General features: G+C 58.4%; 36 protein-coding genes. All 36 read right to left on the bottom strand.

Annotation, left to right across the window (positions count from 1 at the left end; translation table 11 throughout):
* Nucleotides 1–127 precede the first annotated feature (127 nt).
* Complete coding sequence (locus FJY67_04185) at nt 128–934, bottom strand: RNA methyltransferase (GenBank protein MBM3328660.1); 807 nt, start codon at nt 932–934, stop codon at nt 128–130.
* Between the two features lie 3 nt (nt 935–937).
* The gene (hutU, locus tag FJY67_04180; protein MBM3328659.1) at nt 938–2,590 is read right to left on the bottom strand and encodes a urocanate hydratase; all 1,653 of its coding nucleotides are present in this window, start codon (nt 2,588–2,590) and stop codon (nt 938–940) included.
* 110 nt (nt 2,591–2,700) lie between these two features.
* Nucleotides 2,701–3,216, bottom strand: coding sequence for a 50S ribosomal protein L17 (locus FJY67_04175; protein MBM3328658.1), 516 nt, complete (start codon nt 3,214–3,216; stop codon nt 2,701–2,703).
* Nucleotides 3,217–3,300: 84 nt separating this feature from the next.
* A complete protein-coding gene (locus FJY67_04170) occupies nt 3,301–4,305 on the bottom strand; it encodes a DNA-directed RNA polymerase subunit alpha (GenBank protein MBM3328657.1) in 1,005 nt (334 codons plus the stop codon).
* Nucleotides 4,306–4,333: 28 nt separating this feature from the next.
* Entirely contained in the window at nt 4,334–4,975 is a 642-nt protein-coding gene (gene rpsD, locus FJY67_04165; GenBank protein ID MBM3328656.1) for a 30S ribosomal protein S4, read from the bottom strand.
* A gap of 29 nt (nt 4,976–5,004) precedes the next feature.
* A complete protein-coding gene (gene rpsK, locus FJY67_04160; GenBank protein ID MBM3328655.1) occupies nt 5,005–5,394 on the bottom strand; it encodes a 30S ribosomal protein S11 in 390 nt (129 codons plus the stop codon).
* A gap of 42 nt (nt 5,395–5,436) precedes the next feature.
* The gene (rpsM, locus tag FJY67_04155; protein MBM3328654.1) at nt 5,437–5,808 is read right to left on the bottom strand and encodes a 30S ribosomal protein S13; all 372 of its coding nucleotides are present in this window, start codon (nt 5,806–5,808) and stop codon (nt 5,437–5,439) included.
* A 3-nt stretch (nt 5,809–5,811) separates the two neighbouring features.
* Nucleotides 5,812–5,925, bottom strand: a complete 114-nt coding sequence (rpmJ, locus tag FJY67_04150; GenBank protein ID MBM3328653.1) for a 50S ribosomal protein L36 — start codon at nt 5,923–5,925, stop codon at nt 5,812–5,814.
* Nucleotides 5,926–5,934: 9 nt separating this feature from the next.
* The gene (infA, locus tag FJY67_04145; GenBank protein ID MBM3328652.1) at nt 5,935–6,153 is read right to left on the bottom strand and encodes a translation initiation factor IF-1; all 219 of its coding nucleotides are present in this window, start codon (nt 6,151–6,153) and stop codon (nt 5,935–5,937) included.
* Complete coding sequence (gene map / locus FJY67_04140) at nt 6,146–6,967, bottom strand: type I methionyl aminopeptidase (GenBank protein MBM3328651.1); 822 nt, start codon at nt 6,965–6,967, stop codon at nt 6,146–6,148. Before map ends, infA begins: the two co-directional genes overlap by 8 nt.
* Nucleotides 6,964–7,638: an adenylate kinase gene (locus FJY67_04135; protein MBM3328650.1), complete on the bottom strand. Its 675-nt coding sequence runs from the start codon at nt 7,636–7,638 to the stop codon at nt 6,964–6,966. The genes map and FJY67_04135 overlap by 4 nt, the downstream gene beginning before the upstream one ends.
* Nucleotides 7,635–8,966, bottom strand: coding sequence for a preprotein translocase subunit SecY (gene secY / locus FJY67_04130; protein ID MBM3328649.1), 1,332 nt, complete (start codon nt 8,964–8,966; stop codon nt 7,635–7,637). The genes FJY67_04135 and secY overlap by 4 nt, the downstream gene beginning before the upstream one ends.
* A 93-nt stretch (nt 8,967–9,059) precedes the next feature.
* A complete protein-coding gene (locus FJY67_04125) occupies nt 9,060–9,569 on the bottom strand; it encodes a 50S ribosomal protein L15 (GenBank protein ID MBM3328648.1) in 510 nt (169 codons plus the stop codon).
* A gap of 7 nt (nt 9,570–9,576) precedes the next feature.
* Nucleotides 9,577–9,825 (bottom strand): 50S ribosomal protein L30, encoded by a 249-nt coding sequence (rpmD, locus tag FJY67_04120; GenBank protein MBM3328647.1) that lies wholly within the window; start codon nt 9,823–9,825, stop codon nt 9,577–9,579.
* On the bottom strand, nt 9,818–10,345 hold the full coding sequence (locus tag FJY67_04115; GenBank protein ID MBM3328646.1) for a 30S ribosomal protein S5: 528 nt from the start codon (nt 10,343–10,345) through the stop codon (nt 9,818–9,820). Before FJY67_04115 ends, rpmD begins: the two co-directional genes overlap by 8 nt.
* A gap of 78 nt (nt 10,346–10,423) precedes the next feature.
* Nucleotides 10,424–10,807, bottom strand: coding sequence for a 50S ribosomal protein L18 (locus FJY67_04110; GenBank protein MBM3328645.1), 384 nt, complete (start codon nt 10,805–10,807; stop codon nt 10,424–10,426).
* A 65-nt stretch (nt 10,808–10,872) separates the two neighbouring features.
* Complete coding sequence (locus FJY67_04105; protein ID MBM3328644.1) at nt 10,873–11,412, bottom strand: 50S ribosomal protein L6; 540 nt, start codon at nt 11,410–11,412, stop codon at nt 10,873–10,875.
* Nucleotides 11,413–11,449: 37 nt separating this feature from the next.
* Nucleotides 11,450–11,848 (bottom strand): 30S ribosomal protein S8, encoded by a 399-nt coding sequence (gene rpsH, locus FJY67_04100; GenBank protein ID MBM3328643.1) that lies wholly within the window; start codon nt 11,846–11,848, stop codon nt 11,450–11,452.
* A gap of 13 nt (nt 11,849–11,861) precedes the next feature.
* Nucleotides 11,862–12,047 carry a type Z 30S ribosomal protein S14 gene (locus tag FJY67_04095; protein ID MBM3328642.1) on the bottom strand — a complete coding sequence of 62 codons (186 nt, stop codon included), beginning with the start codon at nt 12,045–12,047 and terminating at the stop codon, nt 11,862–11,864.
* 98 nt (nt 12,048–12,145) lie between these two features.
* The gene (gene rplE / locus FJY67_04090; GenBank protein ID MBM3328641.1) at nt 12,146–12,850 is read right to left on the bottom strand and encodes a 50S ribosomal protein L5; all 705 of its coding nucleotides are present in this window, start codon (nt 12,848–12,850) and stop codon (nt 12,146–12,148) included.
* Nucleotides 12,851–12,897: 47 nt separating this feature from the next.
* Complete coding sequence (locus FJY67_04085; protein ID MBM3328640.1) at nt 12,898–13,263, bottom strand: 50S ribosomal protein L24; 366 nt, start codon at nt 13,261–13,263, stop codon at nt 12,898–12,900.
* Nucleotides 13,263–14,477, bottom strand: a complete 1,215-nt coding sequence (locus FJY67_04080) for an ATP-binding protein (GenBank protein ID MBM3328639.1) — start codon at nt 14,475–14,477, stop codon at nt 13,263–13,265. Before FJY67_04080 ends, FJY67_04085 begins: the two co-directional genes overlap by 1 nt.
* 29 nt (nt 14,478–14,506) lie before the next feature.
* Nucleotides 14,507–14,875 carry a 50S ribosomal protein L14 gene (rplN, locus tag FJY67_04075; protein ID MBM3328638.1) on the bottom strand — a complete coding sequence of 123 codons (369 nt, stop codon included), beginning with the start codon at nt 14,873–14,875 and terminating at the stop codon, nt 14,507–14,509.
* Between the two features lie 6 nt (nt 14,876–14,881).
* A complete protein-coding gene (rpsQ, locus tag FJY67_04070; GenBank protein ID MBM3328637.1) occupies nt 14,882–15,127 on the bottom strand; it encodes a 30S ribosomal protein S17 in 246 nt (81 codons plus the stop codon).
* A 14-nt stretch (nt 15,128–15,141) separates the two neighbouring features.
* Complete coding sequence (locus tag FJY67_04065) at nt 15,142–15,378, bottom strand: 50S ribosomal protein L29 (GenBank protein ID MBM3328636.1); 237 nt, start codon at nt 15,376–15,378, stop codon at nt 15,142–15,144.
* 3 nt (nt 15,379–15,381) lie between these two features.
* Complete coding sequence (gene rplP, locus FJY67_04060) at nt 15,382–15,798, bottom strand: 50S ribosomal protein L16 (protein ID MBM3328635.1); 417 nt, start codon at nt 15,796–15,798, stop codon at nt 15,382–15,384.
* 104 nt (nt 15,799–15,902) lie between these two features.
* Entirely contained in the window at nt 15,903–16,547 is a 645-nt protein-coding gene (rpsC, locus tag FJY67_04055) for a 30S ribosomal protein S3 (protein MBM3328634.1), read from the bottom strand.
* A gap of 26 nt (nt 16,548–16,573) precedes the next feature.
* Nucleotides 16,574–17,098, bottom strand: a complete 525-nt coding sequence (locus FJY67_04050; protein ID MBM3328633.1) for a 50S ribosomal protein L22 — start codon at nt 17,096–17,098, stop codon at nt 16,574–16,576.
* Nucleotides 17,098–17,385, bottom strand: coding sequence for a 30S ribosomal protein S19 (gene rpsS / locus FJY67_04045; GenBank protein MBM3328632.1), 288 nt, complete (start codon nt 17,383–17,385; stop codon nt 17,098–17,100). The genes FJY67_04050 and rpsS overlap by 1 nt, the downstream gene beginning before the upstream one ends.
* Before the next feature lie 91 nt (nt 17,386–17,476).
* Nucleotides 17,477–18,304: a 50S ribosomal protein L2 gene (gene rplB, locus FJY67_04040; protein ID MBM3328631.1), complete on the bottom strand. Its 828-nt coding sequence runs from the start codon at nt 18,302–18,304 to the stop codon at nt 17,477–17,479.
* A 437-nt stretch (nt 18,305–18,741) separates the two neighbouring features.
* Nucleotides 18,742–19,032, bottom strand: coding sequence for a 50S ribosomal protein L23 (locus tag FJY67_04035; GenBank protein MBM3328630.1), 291 nt, complete (start codon nt 19,030–19,032; stop codon nt 18,742–18,744).
* The gene (gene rplD / locus FJY67_04030) at nt 19,025–19,693 is read right to left on the bottom strand and encodes a 50S ribosomal protein L4 (GenBank protein ID MBM3328629.1); all 669 of its coding nucleotides are present in this window, start codon (nt 19,691–19,693) and stop codon (nt 19,025–19,027) included. Before rplD ends, FJY67_04035 begins: the two co-directional genes overlap by 8 nt.
* 18 nt (nt 19,694–19,711) lie before the next feature.
* Nucleotides 19,712–20,338, bottom strand: a complete 627-nt coding sequence (locus tag FJY67_04025; protein ID MBM3328628.1) for a 50S ribosomal protein L3 — start codon at nt 20,336–20,338, stop codon at nt 19,712–19,714.
* Nucleotides 20,335–20,643: a 30S ribosomal protein S10 gene (rpsJ, locus tag FJY67_04020; GenBank protein MBM3328627.1), complete on the bottom strand. Its 309-nt coding sequence runs from the start codon at nt 20,641–20,643 to the stop codon at nt 20,335–20,337. Before rpsJ ends, FJY67_04025 begins: the two co-directional genes overlap by 4 nt.
* 28 nt (nt 20,644–20,671) lie before the next feature.
* Nucleotides 20,672–20,962, bottom strand: a complete 291-nt coding sequence (locus FJY67_04015) for a hypothetical protein (protein MBM3328626.1) — start codon at nt 20,960–20,962, stop codon at nt 20,672–20,674.
* Between the two features lie 124 nt (nt 20,963–21,086).
* A partial coding sequence (locus FJY67_04010) for a hypothetical protein (protein MBM3328625.1) occupies nt 21,087–21,205 on the bottom strand: 119 nt, incomplete at its 5' end.

Below are 21,205 nucleotides of genomic sequence, written 5' to 3'. Positions count from 1 at the left end.
GATAATTGTGGTATTCCCCAGTAGGGCAGGCATTCTTGCCTGCCCTTTGGACGGACAAGAATGTCTGTCCTATTGATGCTACTATTTGATGCACCCATTTTTAATAGTCATAGTTCATTCTACGCCTTCACTTTTTCTTCGCTTCGTAAATCAAAATGCCGGCTGCCATCGCGAGGTTAAGGGACTCAGATTGCCCTGCGCCCTTGAGGGTAACCAGATGCCCGGCGATCAAAGTCTCCTCTGCGGAAAGCCCCCGGCTCTCACCGCCGATCAGAAGGATCATCCGGTGCGCCGACGGCAAATGCTCGTCGCCTCCGTGAGCCACCGCTGCGACGATAGTCGCTCCGCGATCTCGAAAGGTCTTTAGCCTCAGCAGTAGGTCGTCGAACCGCCCCACCGGCAGTCTCAGCGTCGCGCCCATTGCTCCGCGAAGCGACTTGGCAGCAAAGGGATCAGCCGAGCCGGATCCCACCCAGACCTCATCGACACCGAAATAATCCGCCGTCCGGATCACCCCCCCCAGATTCCCCGGATCCTGAACTTGCACCAGCGCCACTATGAGGCTGAAATCGTCTCCCGGTCGAAGCAGCGTCCGCACCGGTTCGGCACCCACAATCGCAATTCCGGGGGGAGTCTCAAGGTCCGACACCTGGCGCATCACCCGCGACGTAACGGCTCTCATTCGGCAATGCGCAAATCGCACCCGGTCGAGCAGGACACGGTTCGATTCGGCATATTCTCCGGTGAACCAGCCAGCTTCGAGGGGCAGGCCTTGTTCAAGCGCTTCCAGAACTAATTTCGTTCCTTCGAGCAGCAACCCGCCATGACCTGAGCGGCGCTCCTCCCGTCGTGCCCACTTGAGCAGCCGACGTTCCGACGGCGCCAACCGGTCGATGTGATACTCCGCGCCGAATCCGGGTGCCGCGGGCTCCATCTCTTATGCCTTCATAGGGATATTCAACCCATTCTGAATAGCGGACGCTTCGGCTTCAGGGTAACCCGCGTCGAGATGCCGTAGGACACCGGTCGCCGGGTCGTTCCAGAGCACTCGCCTAAGACGTTGGGCGGCTTCATAGGTGCCATCCGCGACGATCACCATACCGGCATGGAGCGAATACCCAATCCCAACACCGCCACCGTGGTGATACGAAACCCACCCCGCTCCCGAAACGGCATTCGTCAGCGCGTTCAAGACCGGCCAGTCGGCTATAGCATCCGAGCCGTCGCGCATACCCTCAGTTTCCCTAAAAGGCGAAGCCACCGAACCGGCATCGAGGTGATCGCGTCCGATAACAATAGGCGCTTTCACCTCACCGCTTGCGACCATCTCGTTGAAAGCCAGCCCAAGCCGGTGCCGCTCGCCCAATCCGAGCCAACATATACGCGCCGGCAGACCTTGAAATGCGACCCGCTCGCCAGCCAGGCTAATCCACCGCGCGAGCGCCTCATCCTCCGGGAACATTTCGAGCACCTTCCGATCGGTGGCGTAGATGTCTTCCGGTAGTCCGGAAAGTGCAGCCCAGCGGAATGGTCCCTTGCCCCGGCAGAAGAGAGGCCTGATGAAAGCTGGAACGAAGCCCGGAAAATCGAAGGCTCGTCTCGCCCCGCCCTTTTCGGCCTGCTTGCGCAGATTGTTGCCATAATCGAATGTTACTGCTCCGCGATCCATAAGTTCGACCATAGCCGTAACCTGCCGCGCCATCGTCGCGTAGGATTCGCGAGCATAGCGTTCGGGATAGGCTCGCCGCAAATCAAGCGCTTCTCTATAAGAGTAACCGCTGGGGACATATCCGTTCAGTTCGTCATGCGCCGACGTCTGGTCGGTAAGGGCGTCGGGAGTGATGCCGCGTTTCACGAGTGCCTCGACCAGCTCGCAGGCATTGGCCAAAACCCCAATGGAGGTTGCCCTGCCTCTGGCTTTGGCTTCAAGCGCCAAGGTGATGCTCTCTTCAATGTTCACCGTCCACCTGTCAAGGTACCGCGTCCGAATGCGCCGTTCGATGCGCTCGGGATCAATTTCGGCAACGAGCGCTGCACCGCCGTTCATGGTTATCGCAAGCGGCTGGGCGCCCCCCATTCCTCCCAAGCCAGCAGTTACCACGAGGCGTCCCGAAAGGCTGCCTCCGAAGTGCTTCCGAGCCATCTCCGCGATCGTCTCGTAAGTGCCTTGGAGAATTCCCTGGGTACCGATGTAAATCCACGACCCGGCGGTCATTTGTCCATACATCGTAAGGCCGAGCCGTTCGAGTTCCCGGAACTGCTCCCAGTTCGCCCAAGCCGGAACGAGATTCGAGTTGGCAATCAATACCCGCGGCGCATCGGGGTGCGTAGGCAGGATACCGACTGGTTTGCCGGACTGGACGAGCAACGTCTCGTCGTTCTCAAGGTCAAGCAGTGCCCGGGCGATCTTCTCGGCCGCTTCCCAACTACGCGCGGCTCGACCAGTTCCTCCATAGACGATCAGATCCTCGCGATTCTCGGCAACGGCCGGATCGAGGTTATTGAGCAGCATCCGCAACGCAGCTTCCTGCGTCCAGCCTTTGGCGCGCCGCGGTGTGCCCGGCTCATTACGCCAGTCCCTAAAGTTCATTCATTACATCCTCAAAAGCCGGAAAGGACACTCCGCTCCAACCGCGAAATGCCCTCTCCAGATAGGTTGCCGGTTATCCGCCGGGACGGCCGAACAGAACCGTCTTAAGGTCAGCCTTCGGACGATGCCGATTCGGGCTCTGGCGCCGGGGTTCCGGATTTAGCCTTCTTACCGCTCTTTTTACTCTCGCCCGCCGCTTTTTGGGCTTCCTTCAGCCGCGATTTGCCGGCCGACTTGCCCTTGCCGGTCGATGCAACCGGAGCGATGTCGTCGAAGCCAACCAGTTCGAGCAGGCAGACCGGCGCTGCATCGCCGGGCCGGACGCCTAACTTGATGATGCGGGTATAACCGCCTTCACGAGTCTTAAAGTGCGGTCCTAATTGGTCGAAAAGGATCTTTACCGCAGCTGGATTGCCGAGCCGAGATGCAACGATTCTTCTCGCTGCCAAATCGCCCTTACGGGCAAAAGTGATGAGCCGCTCCGCAAACCGCCGGGCAAATTTCGCCTTGCCGAGCGTTGTGACGACGCGCCGATGCAGGAAGAGCGAAGCCGACATGTTGCTTAACAGCGCCCGCCGGTGCGAGCGGGAACGTCCGAGATGGGCCTTATCGTAGAGGTGTCGCATAAGTAGTTGATTGGTTGCCGCCGGTCTCGCTACCCGGCAATCAGTTCAAAGTCGCGAGCAGAGACGCTCAAAGAGAGTAATAGATCAGTTCAGCACCTTGCGCCGGGCGTCGGGACCAAGATAACGCTCGACATCGAATCCGAAGTGGAGCCCGTGTGAGGCGAGAACTTCGTCCAGTTCGTTCAGGGATTTCTTGCCGAAGTTCTTGTATTCCAACATTTCCGCCACGGCTTTGGCCACCAGATCGGCAATGGTACGGATGCGCGCTTCCTTAAGGCAGTTGGCAGCGCGCACTGAAAGTTCGAGTTCGTCAACCGGGCGGCGCAGCAGCCTCCGAATTCGCAGAATGTCTTCGTCGGTCTCACCGCCTTCATCCTCATCAAGCGGCTTAACGTCGAAGTTGATGAAGAGTTGGATGTGGTCGCGCAGCAACTTCCCGGCGTGGGTCAGAGCGTCGTCGGGGGTGATCGAGCCGTCGGTCCAGACCTCGAGGGTCAGTTTTTCAAAATCGACGCGCTGGCCGACCCGGGTATTTTCAACGGCATATTTCACCTTCCCAACCGGGGTGTAAATCGAGTCGATCGGAATGGTCCCAATCGGTGACTCCGGATCGCGATTCTCCTCGGCGTTGACATAGCCCCGACCGCGCGAAACGGTGAATTCGAAATCGATCTCCGCACCTTCGCCAAGGTGGGCGATAACATGATCGGGATTCAGTATCTCGAATTCCTGAGACGCGGGCCGGAGGTCGCGAGCCGTGAAGGTGCGCGGACCTTTCAGGTGAAGCCGTTGCTTTTCAGGGCCGCGGGAGAGGAGCTTCAGCCGCACTTCCTTTAGCGCCAGGACGATTTCGGTTACGTCTTCCTTGACGCCGGGAACAGAGGAAAACTCGTGCTGAACTCCGTTGATGCGAACCGACGAGATGGCTGCACCCGGCAGTGACGACAGCAGCACCCGGCGCATCATATTACCGATAGTGATGCCGTAGCCGCGCTCGAGCGGCTGGATCACGAACCGGCCAAAGGTCGTCGTATAAGTCGGGTGATCGACCTCGATCGATTCCGGCATTTGAATGCCGAGTCCATTCATATGGGCGCCGATAAGGGTCATATCAACATCACCGTGAATAGAGTTCGACGACGAGTTGCTCCCGGCCACTCACCGGAATCTCCTCGCGCTTGGGAATCTGCAGGTAGGTGCCTTCCATCCGCGCTTTATCAAGCGACAGATAAGGCACCGTGCGGCCTTCGTGAATTCGCCGCATAGAATTGTGAACCTGCGAGTCGGCGTCCGATCTCATCGGGGAGCCTTCCCGCACCCGGACGACGTCGCCCGGTCGGAGACGGTAGGAAGGTATATTGACCGGCCGGCCGTTCACCTCGAAGTGGTCGTGGCTCACGAGTTGTCGGGCGGCGCGCAGCGATGGCGCCATTCCGAGTCGGTGGACGACATTGTCGAGCCGGCTCTCGAGCCGTGCCAGCATGTTCTCGCCCGTAACGCCGCGCTCGCGGGAGGCCTTTTCATAGGTATTGTGAAACTGCCGTTCGAGGAGGCCATAGACCCGGCGGATCTTCTGCTTCTCACGTAACTGAATGCCGTAATTCGACATCTTCAGACGGCGGTTCTGTCCGTGCTGTCCGGGCGGATAGCCGCGCCGCTCAAACGCGCACTTGGCGCTGAAGCAACGCTCGCCCTTCAGGAATAATTTCTCGCCTTCGCGCCGGCACATCTTGCAGACCGGCCCGGTGTAACGTGCCATAAAGACTTACTTTGGGATGTGTCGGTGAATCAAATACGACGGCGCTTCTTAGGCCGGCAGCCGTTGTGAGGCAGCGGTGTAACGTCGCGGATCGAGGTGACGACGAGCCCGGCAGCCTGAAGCGACCGGATCGCCGAGTCGCGCCCCGAACCGGGACCCTTGACCAGAACGGTCACCTTTTGCAAGCCACGCTCGATGGCGCCCTTGGCAGCGGCTGTGGCAGCCTGACCGGCGGCAAAGGGCGTGCTCTTGCGCGAGCCTTTGAATCCGGCCCGGCCGCAGGTAGCCCAGGTTACGACGTTGCCGAAGTTGTCGGTTAGCGTCACCACAGTATTGTTGAAGGTGGCCTTGATGTGCGCGATTCCGACGGCATCCACCTTCTCCCTTTTACGCGTCTTCTTCTTGTCTGGTTTCGCCAATGGTTACTCGGAGATTTCGAGAGTCTTCACTATAGAATCAGATCACGCTTTCTTGCGCGACGGTGACGCGCGCTTGCGACCGCGTCGCGTTCGCGCGTTGTTGCGGGTGTTCTGTCCCCGGACGGGCAGTCCCTTCTTATGTCGGGTGCCGCGGTAGCAGTTGATGTCGATCAGCCGCTTGATGTTCATTTGGATCTCGGTGCGGAGCGCACCTTCGACCTTGAACTCCTCGTTGATCACATCGCGAATTCGCTTCACCTGATCGTCGGAGAGGCTGTCAGCCTTGGTGTCGGGGTTGACTCCGGCCTTGGTCAGAATCAAGTTCGACGTATGACGGCCGATGCCGTAGATATAGGTGAGGGCGATTTCGATCCGCTTGTTGCGCGGGACATCGACGCCGGCTATACGGGGCATAGTTTAACCCTGCCTCTGCTTATGCTTCGGATTCTTGCAGATCACCCGCACCACACCCTGGCGCTTGACGATCTTACAATTGGCACAGAGGCGCCGGACTGAGGCTCGAACTTTCATTGGTATTGCTTATTTGTAGCGGTATATGATACGTCCCCGCCCGAGATCATAGGGCGAGAGTTCAACCGTAACCTTGTCGCCGGGTAGAATCTTGATGTAATTCATTCGCATCCGGCCCGAAATGTGTGCCAGGACGATATGGCCCTTTTCGAGTTGCACGTGAAATGTAGCGTTCGGGAGCGTCTCGACGACGGTCCCGTCGATCCGGATAGCGTCCTCTTTAGGCAAAGGCAACCCCGAGTTCGGCGAAAACTCCGGTCTGCCATGGGTCGGTGCCGTCTTCGAGCAAAGTCAGGATTTCCGGCTCGCCCGATGTAATCAGGACGGTATGCTCAAAGTGGCATGCTGGTGCGCCGTCGGCCGTGACGGCTGTCCATTCGTCTCTCAGGAAGCGGATGCGCCAGTCGCCCGCCGACACCATCGGTTCGATAGCCAGTGTCATCCCTGCAGTTAGTTTCACATCGCCGCTGCGAGTATAATAGTTCGCTACTGCCGGTTCTTCGTGCAGTTGCGATCCGATTCCATGCCCAACCAAATCGCGGATCACCTTGAAGCCATGTCCTACCACCCAATCCTCAATCGTCCTTCCGATATCGGAGAGCCGATTGCCAACCCGGGCGGCATCGATACCGCGGTAAAGCGCTTCGAGTGTAACCTCCTGCAAGGGTCGACGGCGAGCATCCCCCGGCTCGATCAGGAACGATGCGGCCATATCGGCGAACCACCCGTCCAATTCGAGCCCGGCATCGAGTCCGACCAGGCTTCCCCCCACCAGTCTCCGATGCGACGGTATGCCATGCACGACCTCTTCTTCAATGGAAATGCAGGTCGCAGTCGGGAACGGATGGCTGTTTCCGCCGCGATAGCCCTTGAAGGCCGGCCTACCGCCCCGACGCAGGATAGCCTGTTCCACCAGCCGGTCGATATCGCGGGTGATAGCGCCCGGCTGCATCCATTCCATCGCTTCTGTAAAGACTCCGGCGAGCGCTGCTCCGGCGCGCCGCATCTTTTCAATCTCCCGGGGACTTTTGACGCGAATCAAGCGAACTGCGCCTGAATCTGGGCAAAGACTTCGTCGGGCGATCCTGATCCATCGACCTTTACCAGACTGCCGCGACGGTTGTAAAACTCGATTAAAGGCTCCGTCTGGTGATGATAGACCTGCAGCCTGCGGGTTATCGTCTCCAGGCGGTCGTCGTCGCGCTGGTAGAGAACACCGCCGCAGTCACACCTAAGGTCCACCGGCATCGCCGTCGTTGCCGGGTTGTAGAGCCTCCCGCAACTCCGGCAGACCCGTCGCAGCGAGAGACGCTGGATGACCATTCTCTCCGGCACATCGATCGAGACAACTTTCATCAGCCGTCCGTCGATCAAATGCTCGAGACCCTCAGCCTGAGCCACCGTCCGCGGGAAACCGTCGAGCAAAACGCCGGAGTCGGGATGTCGGGCGAAATAATGCTTCATTACGCTGAGTATCACATCATCCGGCACCAGGCTGCCTTCGCTCATATAAGAATGCGCCAGCCGCCCAAGATCGCTGCTGGATGCAATCTCGCGGCGCAAGAGATCCCCTGTTGAGAGCCGGTCAAGCCCGAAGAGTCGCGCCAACAGTTCACCCTGAGTCCCCTTGCCAGCGCCCGGCGCACCGAGTAGGACGACGACCAGGTTTTCCCGCCCATTTCCCTCCCCTTTGTTATGGGGCGTCTGGGTCACATTCTCCGCCGGCCTTGAATCCTACCTGACTTCATAAGACCTTCGTAGTGCCGCATCAAAAGGTGCGCTTCTATCTGTTGCAATGTGTCGAGCGCTACACCCACCACGATCAGCAGCCCGGTCCCCCCATAGAATTGGGCAAAGTTGTAGGAAACATTCACATTCATCGTCACGATCGAGGGGAAGATGGCGATGATGCCGAGCGCAATGGCTCCGGGAAGCGTGATCTTGGTCAGAATGCCATCGAGGAATTCAGCGGTCCGCTTGCCAGGTTTTACCGATGGAATAAGTCCGCCCTGTTTCTTCAAATTATTGGCTACATCGACAGGGTTGAACGCCACCGCCGTGTAGAAATAGGTGAAGAAGACGATCAGGAGCATATATATGAACATATAGACGAACGATTCCCGCACGAAGGCGTGGGTTAGCCAGTCGCGGAATATGCCTTCGGGAAGAAAAGTAGCGACCGTCTGCGGCACGAACATGATGGTCTGGGCGAAAATGATCGGCATCACCCCGGCGGTGTTGACTCGCAGCGGAATGTGAGTGGACTGCCCGCCGAAGACCTTCCTGCCAACGACCCGTCGGGCATACTGGACGTTGATCTTGCGCATGCCCTGCGTCAGACCGACGACGCCGACGATCGTTGCAAACATCAACCCGAGCAAGACCGCTTCGGTGAAGACCGACCGCAGCCCCTGCTGCATCAACTGGAATTCGTCAAGGAAGGCATAGGGTATCCGGTCGATGATCCCGATAAAGATAATCAAACTGATACCGTTGCCGATGCCGCGCTCGGTGATTTGCTCGCCGAGCCACATTATGAACACCGTCCCGGTGGTGAGGGTGATCATCGTCATCAGGATGAACCCCAGCCCTGGATCGGGCACTACCGGCATACCGCTTTGGGTTACCGGAATTTGCGCCAGAAAGATGCTCGTCCCGACAGCCTGAGCCGCGGCGATGCCGACGGTCAGGTAGCGCGTCCATTGGTTGATCTTCTTGCGTCCCTCTTCGCCTTCCTGCTGAATCTTCTGCAGGGCCGGGATCACCGTTCCCATCAACTGCAGGATGATCGAGGCGCTGATGTAGGGCATAATACCGAGGGCAAAGACGGTGGCGCGACCGAAATTGCCGCCGGCGAACATGTCATAGAGGCCGAAGAGCGTATCTTGCGACTGGCGCAAGAACTCGCCCAGGGCGTGGGCGTTGATGCCCGGAACCGGCACGTGCCCGCCGAGTCTATAGACGACGAAGACGAGCAAGGTGAATAGAATCCGCCGCTTAAGTTCGGGGATCTTAAAGATGTTCTGAAATTTCTGTAACATCGACTCAGATGTTAGGATGCCGGTCGGCGTCCCGGGTCATTGACCAATCTATTTACTTTCCGCCCAATAACTGAACCTGTCAGGCCAGCCGGTTCAGGCTGCCGGCCTGGCATTTCGCGGCTTGGCCGGGCCTTTCTTTACGCGCCTGTCTTCGGCCTCGAGCGGCAGGATCGTAACGCTGCCGCCTGCGCCCTCGATGGCCGCCCTTGCAGAAGCGGTGATCCGGTGCAATGATACGGCGAGCGATCGGGGTGCCTCGGCACCGACGCTGCCCAGCACAACCACCGGCCCGCGTCCGTTGACAAGTCCGGCTTTGCGCAGCGACTCGGGAGTGATCTCGGTCCCGCCGACGCGGGCGAGGTCACCCAACTTCACTTCGCGGTATTCCGTTCGGTCCGGGACATTGAAGCCGCGCTTGGGCAGGCGTCGCTGGAGCGGCATTTGACCGCCCTCAAAGCGAGCCCGACGCTTGTAGCCGGATCGTGACTGGGCGCCTTTATTGCCCTTGGTGGCGCGGTCGCCGTGTCCCGAACCTCGTCCCCGCCCGATCCGCTTGTCGCCCTTGACGGAGCCGGGTGCCGGCTTCAAATTGCCAAGATGCAGTGCTTCCTTAGGCATTCGTCGAACTCTCCTGACTCTTTGTGCTCCGGCCGCGCTTCTTCGGCGCCGGGGCAGAATGCAATTCTTCGATCCGGACCAAATGCACCACCTGATCGAGCATTCCCCTAAGGGATGGCGTATCGGCAACTACCCGGGACTGATGGAGCCGTCGGAAGCCGAGCGCACGAATAACTCGCTTTTGATGCTCAGGACGCCCTATCGCGCTGCGTATCTGTGTGATCTTAAGTTCCTTAGACATTGACCACCTCGCGCGCCGGAAGACCGAGCAAGTCCCTTACACCAATTCCTCGTTTGCGAGCCATCGAAGCGGCATCGTAGAGGTGCTCGAGGCCGTCGAAGGTGGCGCGCAGGACATTGACGGCGTTGGAGGAGCCGAGCGACTTGCAGAGGACATCTCGCACTCCGAGGCATTCGAGCACTGCGCGAGCGGCTCCGCCGGCGATAATGCCGGTTCCCGGCGAGGCGGGCTTCAACTGCACCATGCCGGCTCCGAACCGGCCCAGGACTCCGTGCGGCAGGGTCGTTCCGGTGAGGGGATAGCGCTTCATCGCGCGCTTGGCAACTTCGGTTCCCTTGGCGATGGCATCGACGACTTCGCGAGCTTTGCCGAGCCCAAACCCGACCCGGCCCTGACCGTCGCCGACGACTACCAGCGCGTTGAAACTGAAGTTGCGACCTCCTTTGACAACCTTCGCCACCCGATTGATGCTGATCACCTTCTCGACAAAGGCGCTGTCTGCCGTATTTGCGTGTTCCAAGACTATGGTCTCACAAGTGGATACTATCGAACGATCCCCGCTACTCGAGCATAATTGCGGGGTAAGCGGAGGCGATTTCTAAAATTGCAGCCCGCCTTCGCGGGCGCCATCGGCAAGGGCTTTTACCCGGCCGTGATACTTCCGACCGTTGCGGTCGAAGGCAACCTTTTCGATACCCTTCGCCCTGGCGAGTTCGGCGAGCTTCATACCAACAATCTTGCTGACGGTAATCCGGCCCCTGGCAGTTCCGATCGCCTCTTTTAGTGCCGGACTGAGCGACGAACACCCGGTGATGGTCGTTCCAGCGTTGTCGTCGATCAATTGGGCGTAGATGTGCTCATTGCTGCGGAAGACGACCAGCCGGGGCCGGTCGGCACTTCCGGAGACGGTTTTACGGATGTGCATCCGGCGCCTTGCAAGTTGCTCGCGCAGGCGCTTCAGTCGGGCGCTCAGATCGGTCATAATGGTCCCTGGATTAACGCCGGATCGTATGCGGTTTATGCCGCGCGATCCGGTCTTATGCCGGATTACTTGCCGGCTGACTTGCCGGCCTTCTTCCGGATGATTTCACCTGCATACTTGATGCCCTTGCCCTTGTAAGGCTCGGGCGGGCGAACGGCGCGAATCTTGGCCGCGACCTCGCCGACCAGTTCCTTGTCGATGCCGCTTACGGCGATGGTGTTGCCGGCGCCGACGCTGATGGCGATTCCGGGCGGGGGAAAGAGCAACACCCGGTGCGAAAAACCGACTGCGAGTTGGAGCGCCTGACCGCGCTGTTCAGCACGGTAGCCGACACCGACAACTTCGAGATCCTTTTTGAAGCCTTCGCTGACGCCCTTAACCATGTTGGCTATGAGCGATCTGGTCAGGCCATGTAGCGCGCGCTGGCTGCGGCTCTCATCGCTGCGCTGCACTGAAGCAATACTCCCTTTGAGGGTCAGTTCGATGCCCTCGGGAAGATCCCGCGAGAGCGTTCCCAACTTGCCCTTGACGGTGACGGCTCGACCATCAATGGTGAGCGAGACACCGGCGGGAAGGGAGATCGGTTGACGTCCGATACGTGACATAAGTTAATGAAAAATCCTGAGTTCTGAATTCGTCCGTTTACCACACAATGCAGAGCGGTTCGCCGCCGACGCCTTCGCTGCGGGCCTGGCGATCGCTTAGCACTCCGCGCGGCGTGGTCAAGATCATAGTGCCGAGTCCGTTCAACACCCGGGGTATCTCCTTGACGCCATAATAGACCCGCCGCCCGGGGCGTGAAACGCGCTCGAGGCCATCGATGGCGCACTTGCCCTCAGGTGAATACTTGAGGTAGATGCGCAGGATGCCCTGCTTGCCGTCGCGGATGCGGACGATCTTGTTGATGTATCGTTCTCGCAAGAGCGCGCGAGCGAGTTCGCGCTTCAGCGTCGATTCAGGGATATCGACCATCGCGTGCCGCGCCATAGTGGCATTGCGGATGCGAGTCAGGAAGTCGGCGATAGGATCGGTCATCGTCATAGTTGCTTCCTTCCTACCATGAGGCCTTGGTGACGCCGGGTATCATCCCCGAGAGCGCCAGTTCGCGGAAGCAAATGCGGCAGAGGCCGAACTTGCGCATATATGCGCGCGGACGACCGCAACGCCGGCAGCGATTGTAGTAGCGCACGGCGAACTTGGGGGTCCGCCGCTGCTTGGCGATCATTGATTTCTTGGCCATTCGATTGCGAAAATAATCCGATACTCTGTTGCAAGGTCGGGCGCGGGAGACAGACAATGACATCAGCCAGCAGCCTTCGCCACCGCCCTGACTTTCCCTTATGCTGCTTCTCCCCGGCGACGGAATGGGAAGCCGAAGCCCTTCAGCAACTCCAGCGCTTCCTCATCCGTCCGGGCGGTGGTCGATATGGTGATGTCCATCCCGTGGATCTTCACCACCTTGTCGTAGTCGATCTCGTGGAAGATGATCTGCTCTTTCAAGCCGAAGGTATAGTTTCCGCGCCCGTCGAACGACCGGTCCGAAAGGCCGCGAAAGTCACGGATACGGGGGATCGCAGTCGAGATGAGCCGGTCGAGAAATTCGAACATCCGGTCACCTCGGAGCGTTACCCGACAGCCGACGACCATCCCTTCGCGCAGTTTGAAGTTTGAGATCGACTTGCGCGCCCGGGTTAATACCGGCTTCTGTCCGGCGATCAAGCGTAGTTCTTCCTGCAGCGACTCGGAGTATCTCTGGTCGGCATGCAACTGTCCCACTCCGACGTTAAGGACGATCTTCTCCAGACGCGGCGCCAGCATGGGATTGGCGAACTGGAAGCGCTTGATGAGGTCGGGCGCGACCTGCTTCCTGTAGAGCGTCTTCAGGCGCGGGATGTAGCCCTTAGGGGCTGCGGCGACCTTACCGGCCTGTGCGGCGGCACGGCCGCTGTCGCCTTTGGTCGCAGTCTCCTTACCCTTGCTCTTTGCTTTGGACTCCCCGCCTTCGGCCTTGGGAGCCTTCGGTTTCTGTTCTTTGTCTGCCATTGTTGATTAGCATAGAAGCCGATCCACCTCGAGTGGATCGTGCCCAATTACCCTGCCAGAGTCTCGCCCGATTTCTTGGAGAACCGGACCCGGACGGTCCGGCCTTCGACGGTCAGTTCCTTGTAGCCGATGCGGGTTGGCTGGTTTGTCTTAGGATCGATCACCATCACCTTTGAAGCGTGAATGGGATGTTCGCGTTCTATGATGCCGCCTTGCGGCGCCTTGGGATTCGGCTTGGAGTGCCGTTTCATAAAGGCGACGCCTTCGACCACGACCTTATTACGCTCGGGAAAGACCTTTAGGACCTTCCCACGCTTGCCGGCGTCGTTGCCGGAGAGGACCAGCACCGTATCGCCCTTGCGAACGTGTAGCCGGTTGCCCTTGATCTTCTCAATGCGTTTGAAAACAGGCATTAGACTTCTCTTGGTCTCACAGTAAGATGAGATAATCCTTTTCTATATCTAATTCGTAAGTAAAGTCGATATAATTCTCTCGTGAATTCATAGCGTCCCAGACTTCCACCTGCTCGTTTCTTCATCGCACCCAGTTCGACCATTCGATTAAGAAAATTGTCGAATACCTTCAATTCTCTAGGATGAAGAATTCTGCTGATGTCCTTTCTAAGGAAAGGATAGGACACTTCTTCAGACGAAATTCTTTCAAGAATAGATTTATAGGTTTCACTTCGGAGTGCTTCCATAACAGTAGGTTCGATGTATTTCCCTCCGATTCGATCTGCAGCTCTATATACTCCCATCCAAGCATCCCATTCACTAATGATGTTGTCGTCGTCGACAGAATGAACCGCATCTCCAATTTCGTGCATAAATGCTGGGTACCCTTCGGCAAAACTATACATAAGCTGCAAAGCTTCTTGCTCTACTCGCACATCAATCTTTTGAAAAGACCTGACAAAGAACTCATCGGATTCAATGCGGTTAAATTTATCAATGTTAACTGGATCGAAGACGCGATCGAGTGATGGTTGCCCCTTAAGCAATTGCAGTCTACGTTCAGGCAACCCAACAAGAATAATCGTTATGGGTAGATTAGAACTCGTTGCCAGTTCATCAATAATGCTCTTAAGCCATTGTGCAAACTGCTCGTTTCCTGCCAGACCGTTTAGATCATCAAGGATAATCAGAATACCTTTACGATCGGATTGAATCTCGTTGTAGAGATTACATAGTGCGGGTATGAAACTTGAAACAGCATGCGCAAGTTCCTCAGGGCTAGGGTTGAACTCAAGACTTACTCCAAATGCTCCAACTTCTCGAACATGAGACCCAAGGAAGTTCTTTATCTTTGAGAACCAGGTCTTTCCTATGCTATCCTTTAGCAGTTGATCAAAGATCTTCCTTGCCATTTCCTCCAAAGTCGAAGTTCCGCCAAGATATACATGAACACCTAAAACCTCCTTCTGATTCTCGGCAATAATTCGTGCCATGGAGCAAAGAGAACTCTTGCCAATGCCTCTCTCCCCAAGAACAAAGATTCTCTCGATGTTCTTCCTTGCAATGCAGCGATTCACCGACCCGAGAATGTGTTCAAGTTCTGCTGTTCGACCTGTGAAGAACTCTATTGGAACCGGTATGCCGGGAGTAAAGGGGGAATACTCCTTAAGCATCTGCCTACCTCAAGGAACTGATTGGCATGTTAGAGTACCTCCGGCGCGAGCGAGACGATCTTCATATACCGCTTGTCGCGTAGTTCGCGGGCGACCGGCCCGAAGATGCGGTTGCCGATCATCTCGAGTTTGTCGTCGAGGAGGACGCAGGCGTTCTCATCGAACCGAATGTAGGAGCCGTCGCGGCGGCGGACTTCCTTCTTGACGCGAACGACGACCGCTTTCGAGACCGAGCCCTTCTTAATCTTCGAGTTAGGCGTCGCGCTCCGAATCGAGACGACGATGACGTCGCCGACCGAGGCATACTTCCGCCGGGTGCCGCCGAGGACCCGGAAGCAGCGCGCTTTGCGGGCTCCGGTGTTATCGGCGACGGTCATGACCGTATATTCCTGGATCACGGGTAGTTACGCCTTCCTTTCCACCACTTCGAGGAGGCGCCACCGCTTGCGCGCCGAGAGTGGCCGGCACTCAATGATTCGGACCTTATCACCCTCGTGAGCCGTCCCTTCCGGGTCGTGCGCCAGGAACTTCTTCGAGCGAGTGTAATATTTGCCGTAAACGGGGTGCGGCAGGCGGCGCTCGACCTTGACAGCGATTGTTTTTTGCATCTTGTCCGAGGTGACGATGCCCTGCTGCACCTTCTTATGGATCTTGGGTCGTTCCATTATGAACTCCGCCTCGCTTCAGCTCTGGCTTCGCGAGCGATACGAATGCCGCCGGTCTCTTCTTTTTGAATGGTCAACATCTTCGCCAATTCGCGGCGGACGAGACGGACCTGGGCAGAATTGTTCAGCTGTTTGAGAGAATGCTGGAACTTCAGATTCGCCAGTTCTTCCCGCTTCTCGGCGATCTTCGCCGCAAGGTCGCCGGCGGTCAGATCACGGATTTCTTTGATACGCATCGTTTAAGCAACCTCCCCTCGACTCACGAACCGGCACGGGATGGGCAGTTTATTGGCTGCCAATCGCATCGCCTGGCGCGCCAGTTCCTCGGTCACACCTTCCAATTCGAAGAGAATGCGGCCCGGCTTGACGACGGCTACCCAGTATTCAGGCGCGCCTTTGCCCTTCCCCATTCGGGTTTCAGCCGGCTTCTTGGTGATCGGCTTGTCGGGGAAGATGCGTATGAAGACTTTGCCGCCGCGCTTGACGTGGCGGGTGATGGCAATACGGGCGGCTTCGATCTGTCGGGATGTGATCCAGGCCGGCTCCATTGCCTTCAAGCCGAACTCCCCGAATGTAACGTCCGAGCCGCGATAGGCGAGGCCCCGTCGGTTGCCGCGGTGAACCCGGCGAAACTTTACTTTCTTAGGTGCGAGCATAGTTGATGTTATTCTTGCGGGCGTCGTCCCGGAGAAGGCCGGAACCCCTTCCTTTCAACCCCTAACTTCTGTCAGTGCAATTCTGACTCTGCCTTCGTATCCCTTTACTCCCGCTCGGCGCGTTTGCCGAGGATTTCTCCCTTGCAGATCCAGACTTTGACTCCGACGGTGCCGACGTTGGTGTAACTAACCTTAAGGGCATAGTCGATGTCGGCGCGCAAGGTATGGAGCGGGATGCGGCCTTCCTTGTAACTTTCGGTGCGGGACATCTCGGCTCCGCCGAGCCGGCCGCTGCATACGATCTTGACGCCTTCGGCTCCCATGCGGCGGCTCGACTGAAGCGCCCGCTTCATCGCCCGGCGGAACGAGGCGCGACCTTCCAGTTGCTTGGCAATTGACTCGCCGACAAGAGCCGCCTCGAGTTCGGGCCGCTTGATTTCGAGGATGTTGACTTGAACGTCCTTGCCGGTCAGTTTCTTCATCTCATCGCGCAACTTATCGACATCGGCGCCTTTGCGACCGATCACCACTCCGGGGCGAGCGGTGTGGATGTTGATGGTCAGCAGTTTGAGGCTCCGCTCGATATCGATGCGGGCGATGCCGGCGTTCTGCAGCCGCTTGGTGAGGTAGTTGCGTAAGAAGGTGTCTTCCGCCAGTTTGTCGGCGAACTTTCGCTCGTCGAACCAGATCGAGCCCCAGGTCTTGTTGATGCCGAGCCTAAGGCCGACGGGATTGGTCTTCTGTCCCACTTAAGTCCTGTTGGTGCGTGCGTGAATTAGGCTTGCTCTTCAGCCGGAGCCGCGGCGGCTTCCGGTTCCGGGGGCTTGGATTGCTCCTTGGCTGCAGCAGGCTTGACTGCAGGCTTCGCGCTCTTGCGGGCAGCCTTCCGCTTAGTCGAAGTGCCAAGCACAGCGCTCTGCATAGCCTTGCCCGGAGCGACGACGACGGTCAGGTGTGCGGTCTTCTTCATCACCCGGTAAGCGCGGCCGTGGGCGCGGGGCATGAACCTTCGACCGACCGGGCCCTCGTTGACGAAGATCGTCTGGACTATCACCTCGGACGGGTCGAGTTTGGCTCCGGCATCCGACTGGTGCAGATTGGCCATCGCCGAGCGGACCGCCTTTTCGACCGGAGTCGAGGCGCGCCGGAGCGAATACTGCAGGATGCTGACTGCATCACTGACGCTGCGGCCCCGCACCAGATTGGCGACCAGGCGCACCTTACGGGCGGTCATCCGGACCCACTTGGCGTGAGCGCGGCCTTCGAGCGGCCGGGGAGTAACTGCGGTTTCGTCTGCCATTACTTGACTTTGGTCGCCTTGTCGGTTTTCTTGCCGCCGTGAGCGCGGAAGGTGCGAGTCGGTGAGAACTCGCCCAACTTATGCCCCACCATATTTTCGGTGATGAAGACGGGCAGGAACTTCTTGCCGTTGTGGACGGCGAGCGTGTGCCCTACGAAGTTAGGCGGGATCATCGAGCGTCGCGCCCAAGTCTTGACCACCTTTTTTTGCCCCGCCTTGTTTAGGTCCTCGACCTTCGCGTGAAGTTTCTGGTCGATGTAGGGGCCTTTCTTTAGAGATCGTGCCATAGTCTTAAGTTTGGATTTTGGATTTCGGATTTCGGATTGAAGCAGCACGACACCGCCACTCCAAAATTACAAATCCAAAATCTAAAATGTCTTAGCCCTTCTTCCTGCGCTCGACAATCAGCCGGTCGGACGACTTCGGCTTGCGCGTCTTGTAGCCTTTGGTAGGCTTGCCCCAGGGGGTGCAGGGATGCCGACCGCCGGAGGCTTTGCCTTCGCCGCCGCCCATAGGGTGATCGACGGGGTTCTTGGCGACGCCGCGGGTATGGGGACGCTGCCCGAGCCACCTCGCGCGCCCGGCTTTGCCGAGCGAGACCTGCTCGCGGTCAAGGTTGCCGACCTGCCCGACGGTGGCCATGCAGTCGAAGCGGAACTTGCGCACTTCACCGGAAGGCATGCGGAGGAGCACATAGTCGCCGTCCTTGGCCATCATCTGGGCTCCGGCGCCGGCGCCACGGGCGACCTGTCCACCCTTGCCGGGACGCAGTTCGATATTATGCACAAACGTCCCGAGCGGCACTTCGGCCAGTGGCATCGCGTTGCCAGGTTGAATCTCGAGCCCGCTGCCGGAGGCGATCCGGTCGCCGATCTTCAAGCCGAGGGGTGCTATGATGTAGCGCTTTTCGCCATCGGCATAGAAGAGCAGGGCGATGTTGGCGGTGCGGTTTGGGTCGTATTCGATCGCTTTGACGGTAGCCGGGATGCCGGATTTGTCACGCTTGAAATCGACCAGCCGCAGTTGCCGCTTATGTCCGCCGCCGCGGGACCAGACGGTCTTACGGCCGAGGTTGTTGCGACCGCCTTTGGAATTTGAGACCGCCAGGAGCCGTTTTTCGGCGGGCTTCCTGGTCAGGTCCGAGCGGTCGAGCGTCGTCGTGAACCGCGACGCGTGGGTGTAGGGTTTATGTTGTTTTACAGGCATAGATACCTTGTCATTGGCTGCGCCCTATCGGGCTTGCCCCGTTCCGGCCCGTGAAGACGGGAATCCAGTCTTTCATCGTGCCGACGGGTGTCCCCACCCGGCGGCGTCTGTCAGGTGAAGACACCTGACACTATAAACAATCCAATCTTTCATCGTGCCGTCGGGTGTCCTCACCCGGCGGCATGCGTCAGGTGAAGACACCAGACACCACAAACAATTGCTTCTCCGCCTCGCCGGATAATTCAATCCTCACCGATCTCCTTCAGGTATTGTTAGTTCTTAGTCTCGCCTTCGGCGAATTCTCTTCGGGCTTTTTCGATACTATCAAGCAGACTCTTATCCGAATATATCTCGGCCCTATCGACCGGGTCTTCATACTCGTCCACCGGTATCACGACCATCGGCTTATCAGAAGTGATTGTGAGAGTTGGCATCTGCTACGCCCCTTCAAACAACTCTATCTTTTCGCCCTTTGCCAGAGTGACGATCGCCTTCTTCCAGTCCGGGCGGCGGCCGGTGAACCGACCGAGCCGCTTTACCTTGCCAGGAACGTTCAGCGTCCGTACCGAGGCAACTTTTACCTTGAACCGGCTTTCCACAGCACGTTTGATCTCGATTTTGCCCGCCGCCGGCGCAACTTCGAAGAGATACTTGTTCAGCGACTCCTGGATCTTGTGTGCCTTTTCGGTGACCAGCGGCTTGCGAATGACGGTCAAGAGATTACTCACCGGAAAGTCCTCCCACGAGAGCGTCGAGCGCCGACTTGCTGATCAATATCCGCTTCGCCCGGACGATGTCGTAGGTCGATGCGCCGAGCGCCTCGCGCACTTCGACTCGCGGGATATTCCGCGTTGACAACGCCACATGCGGACGGTGTCCGGCGACCATGATGAGGGCCGATGTGTCGGCGGCTCCGAAAGCGGCAAGTATTCCGGCAATGCGCTGGGTCTTGGGGGCGTCGAAGTCGAAGTCCTCGACAAGGTCTATCAGCCCCCCGCGAGCCTTGGATGAAAGCGCTACCTTTCGCGCCAGACGACGCATCCTGGCCGGTATGCGCTGGAGGTAGTAATGCGGCTGCGGTCCGAAAGTGGTCCCTCCGCCCGACCAGACGGGCGAACGCGTCGAACCGGCTCGCGCCGCGCCGCGTCCCTTTTGCTTCCACGGCTTCTTGCCGCCACCGGAAACAAGGCCTCGCGTCTTGGTGGCATGCGTTCCCTGCCGCTTGTTGGCAAGTTCTGCCTTGACTGCCAGATAGACGACGTGCTCGTTTTCCTCGACGCCGAAGAGCGCCGGATTCAGTTCGACCGTCTCACCGGTCTGCGAGCCGTCGATGCGGCGCACCGGCAGGCGAAGCGGGGCGTCGGATGTCTGTGATGTAATTTCTGCCATAGTCTTCGTTACCAACAACTACCGGTTCGCCGACTTGCGCACAGTCACGAGTCCGCCCGGTGCGCCCGGCACGGCTCCTTTGACCAACAACAGCCCGCGCTCGGCGTCGATCTGAATCACCTTCAAATGCTTGACGGTCACCCGGCTACCGCCCAAGCGACCGGCCATCTTTTGACCGGGCCAGGTGCGCGCCGGATAGGAGTGCGACCCGATAGAACCGGGGCCGCGAAAGGTCTCGTGCGTCCCATGGGATTGGTTAGGACGCCCGAAGTGATGCCGTTTGATGACTCCGGCGAACCCCCGTCCCTTCGATGTGCCAATCACATCGACCGTATCGCCTACCTGAAAGATATCCTGTGCCTTGATCACATCGCCAGGCTTATGTTCACCGGGGAAGTCGCGCAGTTCCTGCAGATGGGATTGCGGCGGTAGCCCGGCTTTCGCGGCTTGCCCGACAAGTGATCGGGGAGTGTGTGATGCTTTGCGGGTGCCGAATCCGACCTGGAGCGAAGAGTAGCCGTCGCGCTCGGGCGTTTTTACCTGAACTACCGGGCAGGGACCGATTTCGATCACCGTCACCGGGGTGTAACGACCTTTATCGAAGAGGGCGGTCATCCCTCGCTTTTTTCCGGGTAATCCAATCATGTCTTGATCTCGATGTCGACGCCGCCGGGCAGTTCGAGGCGCATAAGCGCATCAACGGTGCGGGGCGAGGAGTTCAGGATACCGATCAACCGCTTGTGGATGCGCGTCTCGAACTGCTCGCGCGACTTCTTGTCGACGTGCGGGCTGCGCAGGAGCGTATAGACGCGCTTACGAGTCGGCAGTGGCACCGGGCCCGAAATAGCGGCTCCGGTTGCCCGCGCCGTGCGGATGATCTTTTCGGTGGACTTGTCGATCAGCGTGTGATCGTAAGCCTTCAATTTGATGCGTATGGTCTGACCGGGCATTGCCCTTTGAACCTTGATGCGAAGTGACTTAAGAAGCGCGGCGTGAGGCTCCGCGCAGCATACCGATGAGCAGAATGACGATTCCTGCAGAGATCAGTTGGACGCTGATCCAAATCGCGTGACCGATCCGATCGGCCATAATGACCGGCAACGCGGCAGCAACCGTGAAACAGAACCCCACCAACCTCAACCACAATGATGCAGGATCCGGCCAGGACTTCCCTCCGCTCCGACCGAAGAAGACCGGGAACGGTGACCGGCCGGCAATCAGGAAGGCCAGACCAATGAATCCGATGAACGCCCAAGCGAAGAGATGCATTGCGATCTCGCAGTTGACCTGCCGGGGATTACTCGACCGGCAAAGTCAAAAAGGAGTGAGCGTATCTATATGAGAAGGCCGGTTCCTACCGATTCAAAGATCGTTAGAAACCGGCCTGGAATCTCTACGCGGTCACCTTGGTGACCATACCGGCGCCGACCGTGCGGCCGCCCTCGCGGATCGCAAAACGAACCTGCTCCTCAAGCGCAATCGGCGAAATCAAGTCCACCTTGATCTCTACGT

The sequence above is a fragment of the Calditrichota bacterium genome (assembly GCA_016867835.1).
In the GTDB taxonomy this organism is placed as follows: domain Bacteria; phylum Electryoneota; class AABM5-125-24; order Hatepunaeales; family Hatepunaeaceae; genus VGIQ01.
Note: the sequence above shows the minus strand (reverse complement) of the source record. Positions and strands in the feature narration are given on the sequence as shown.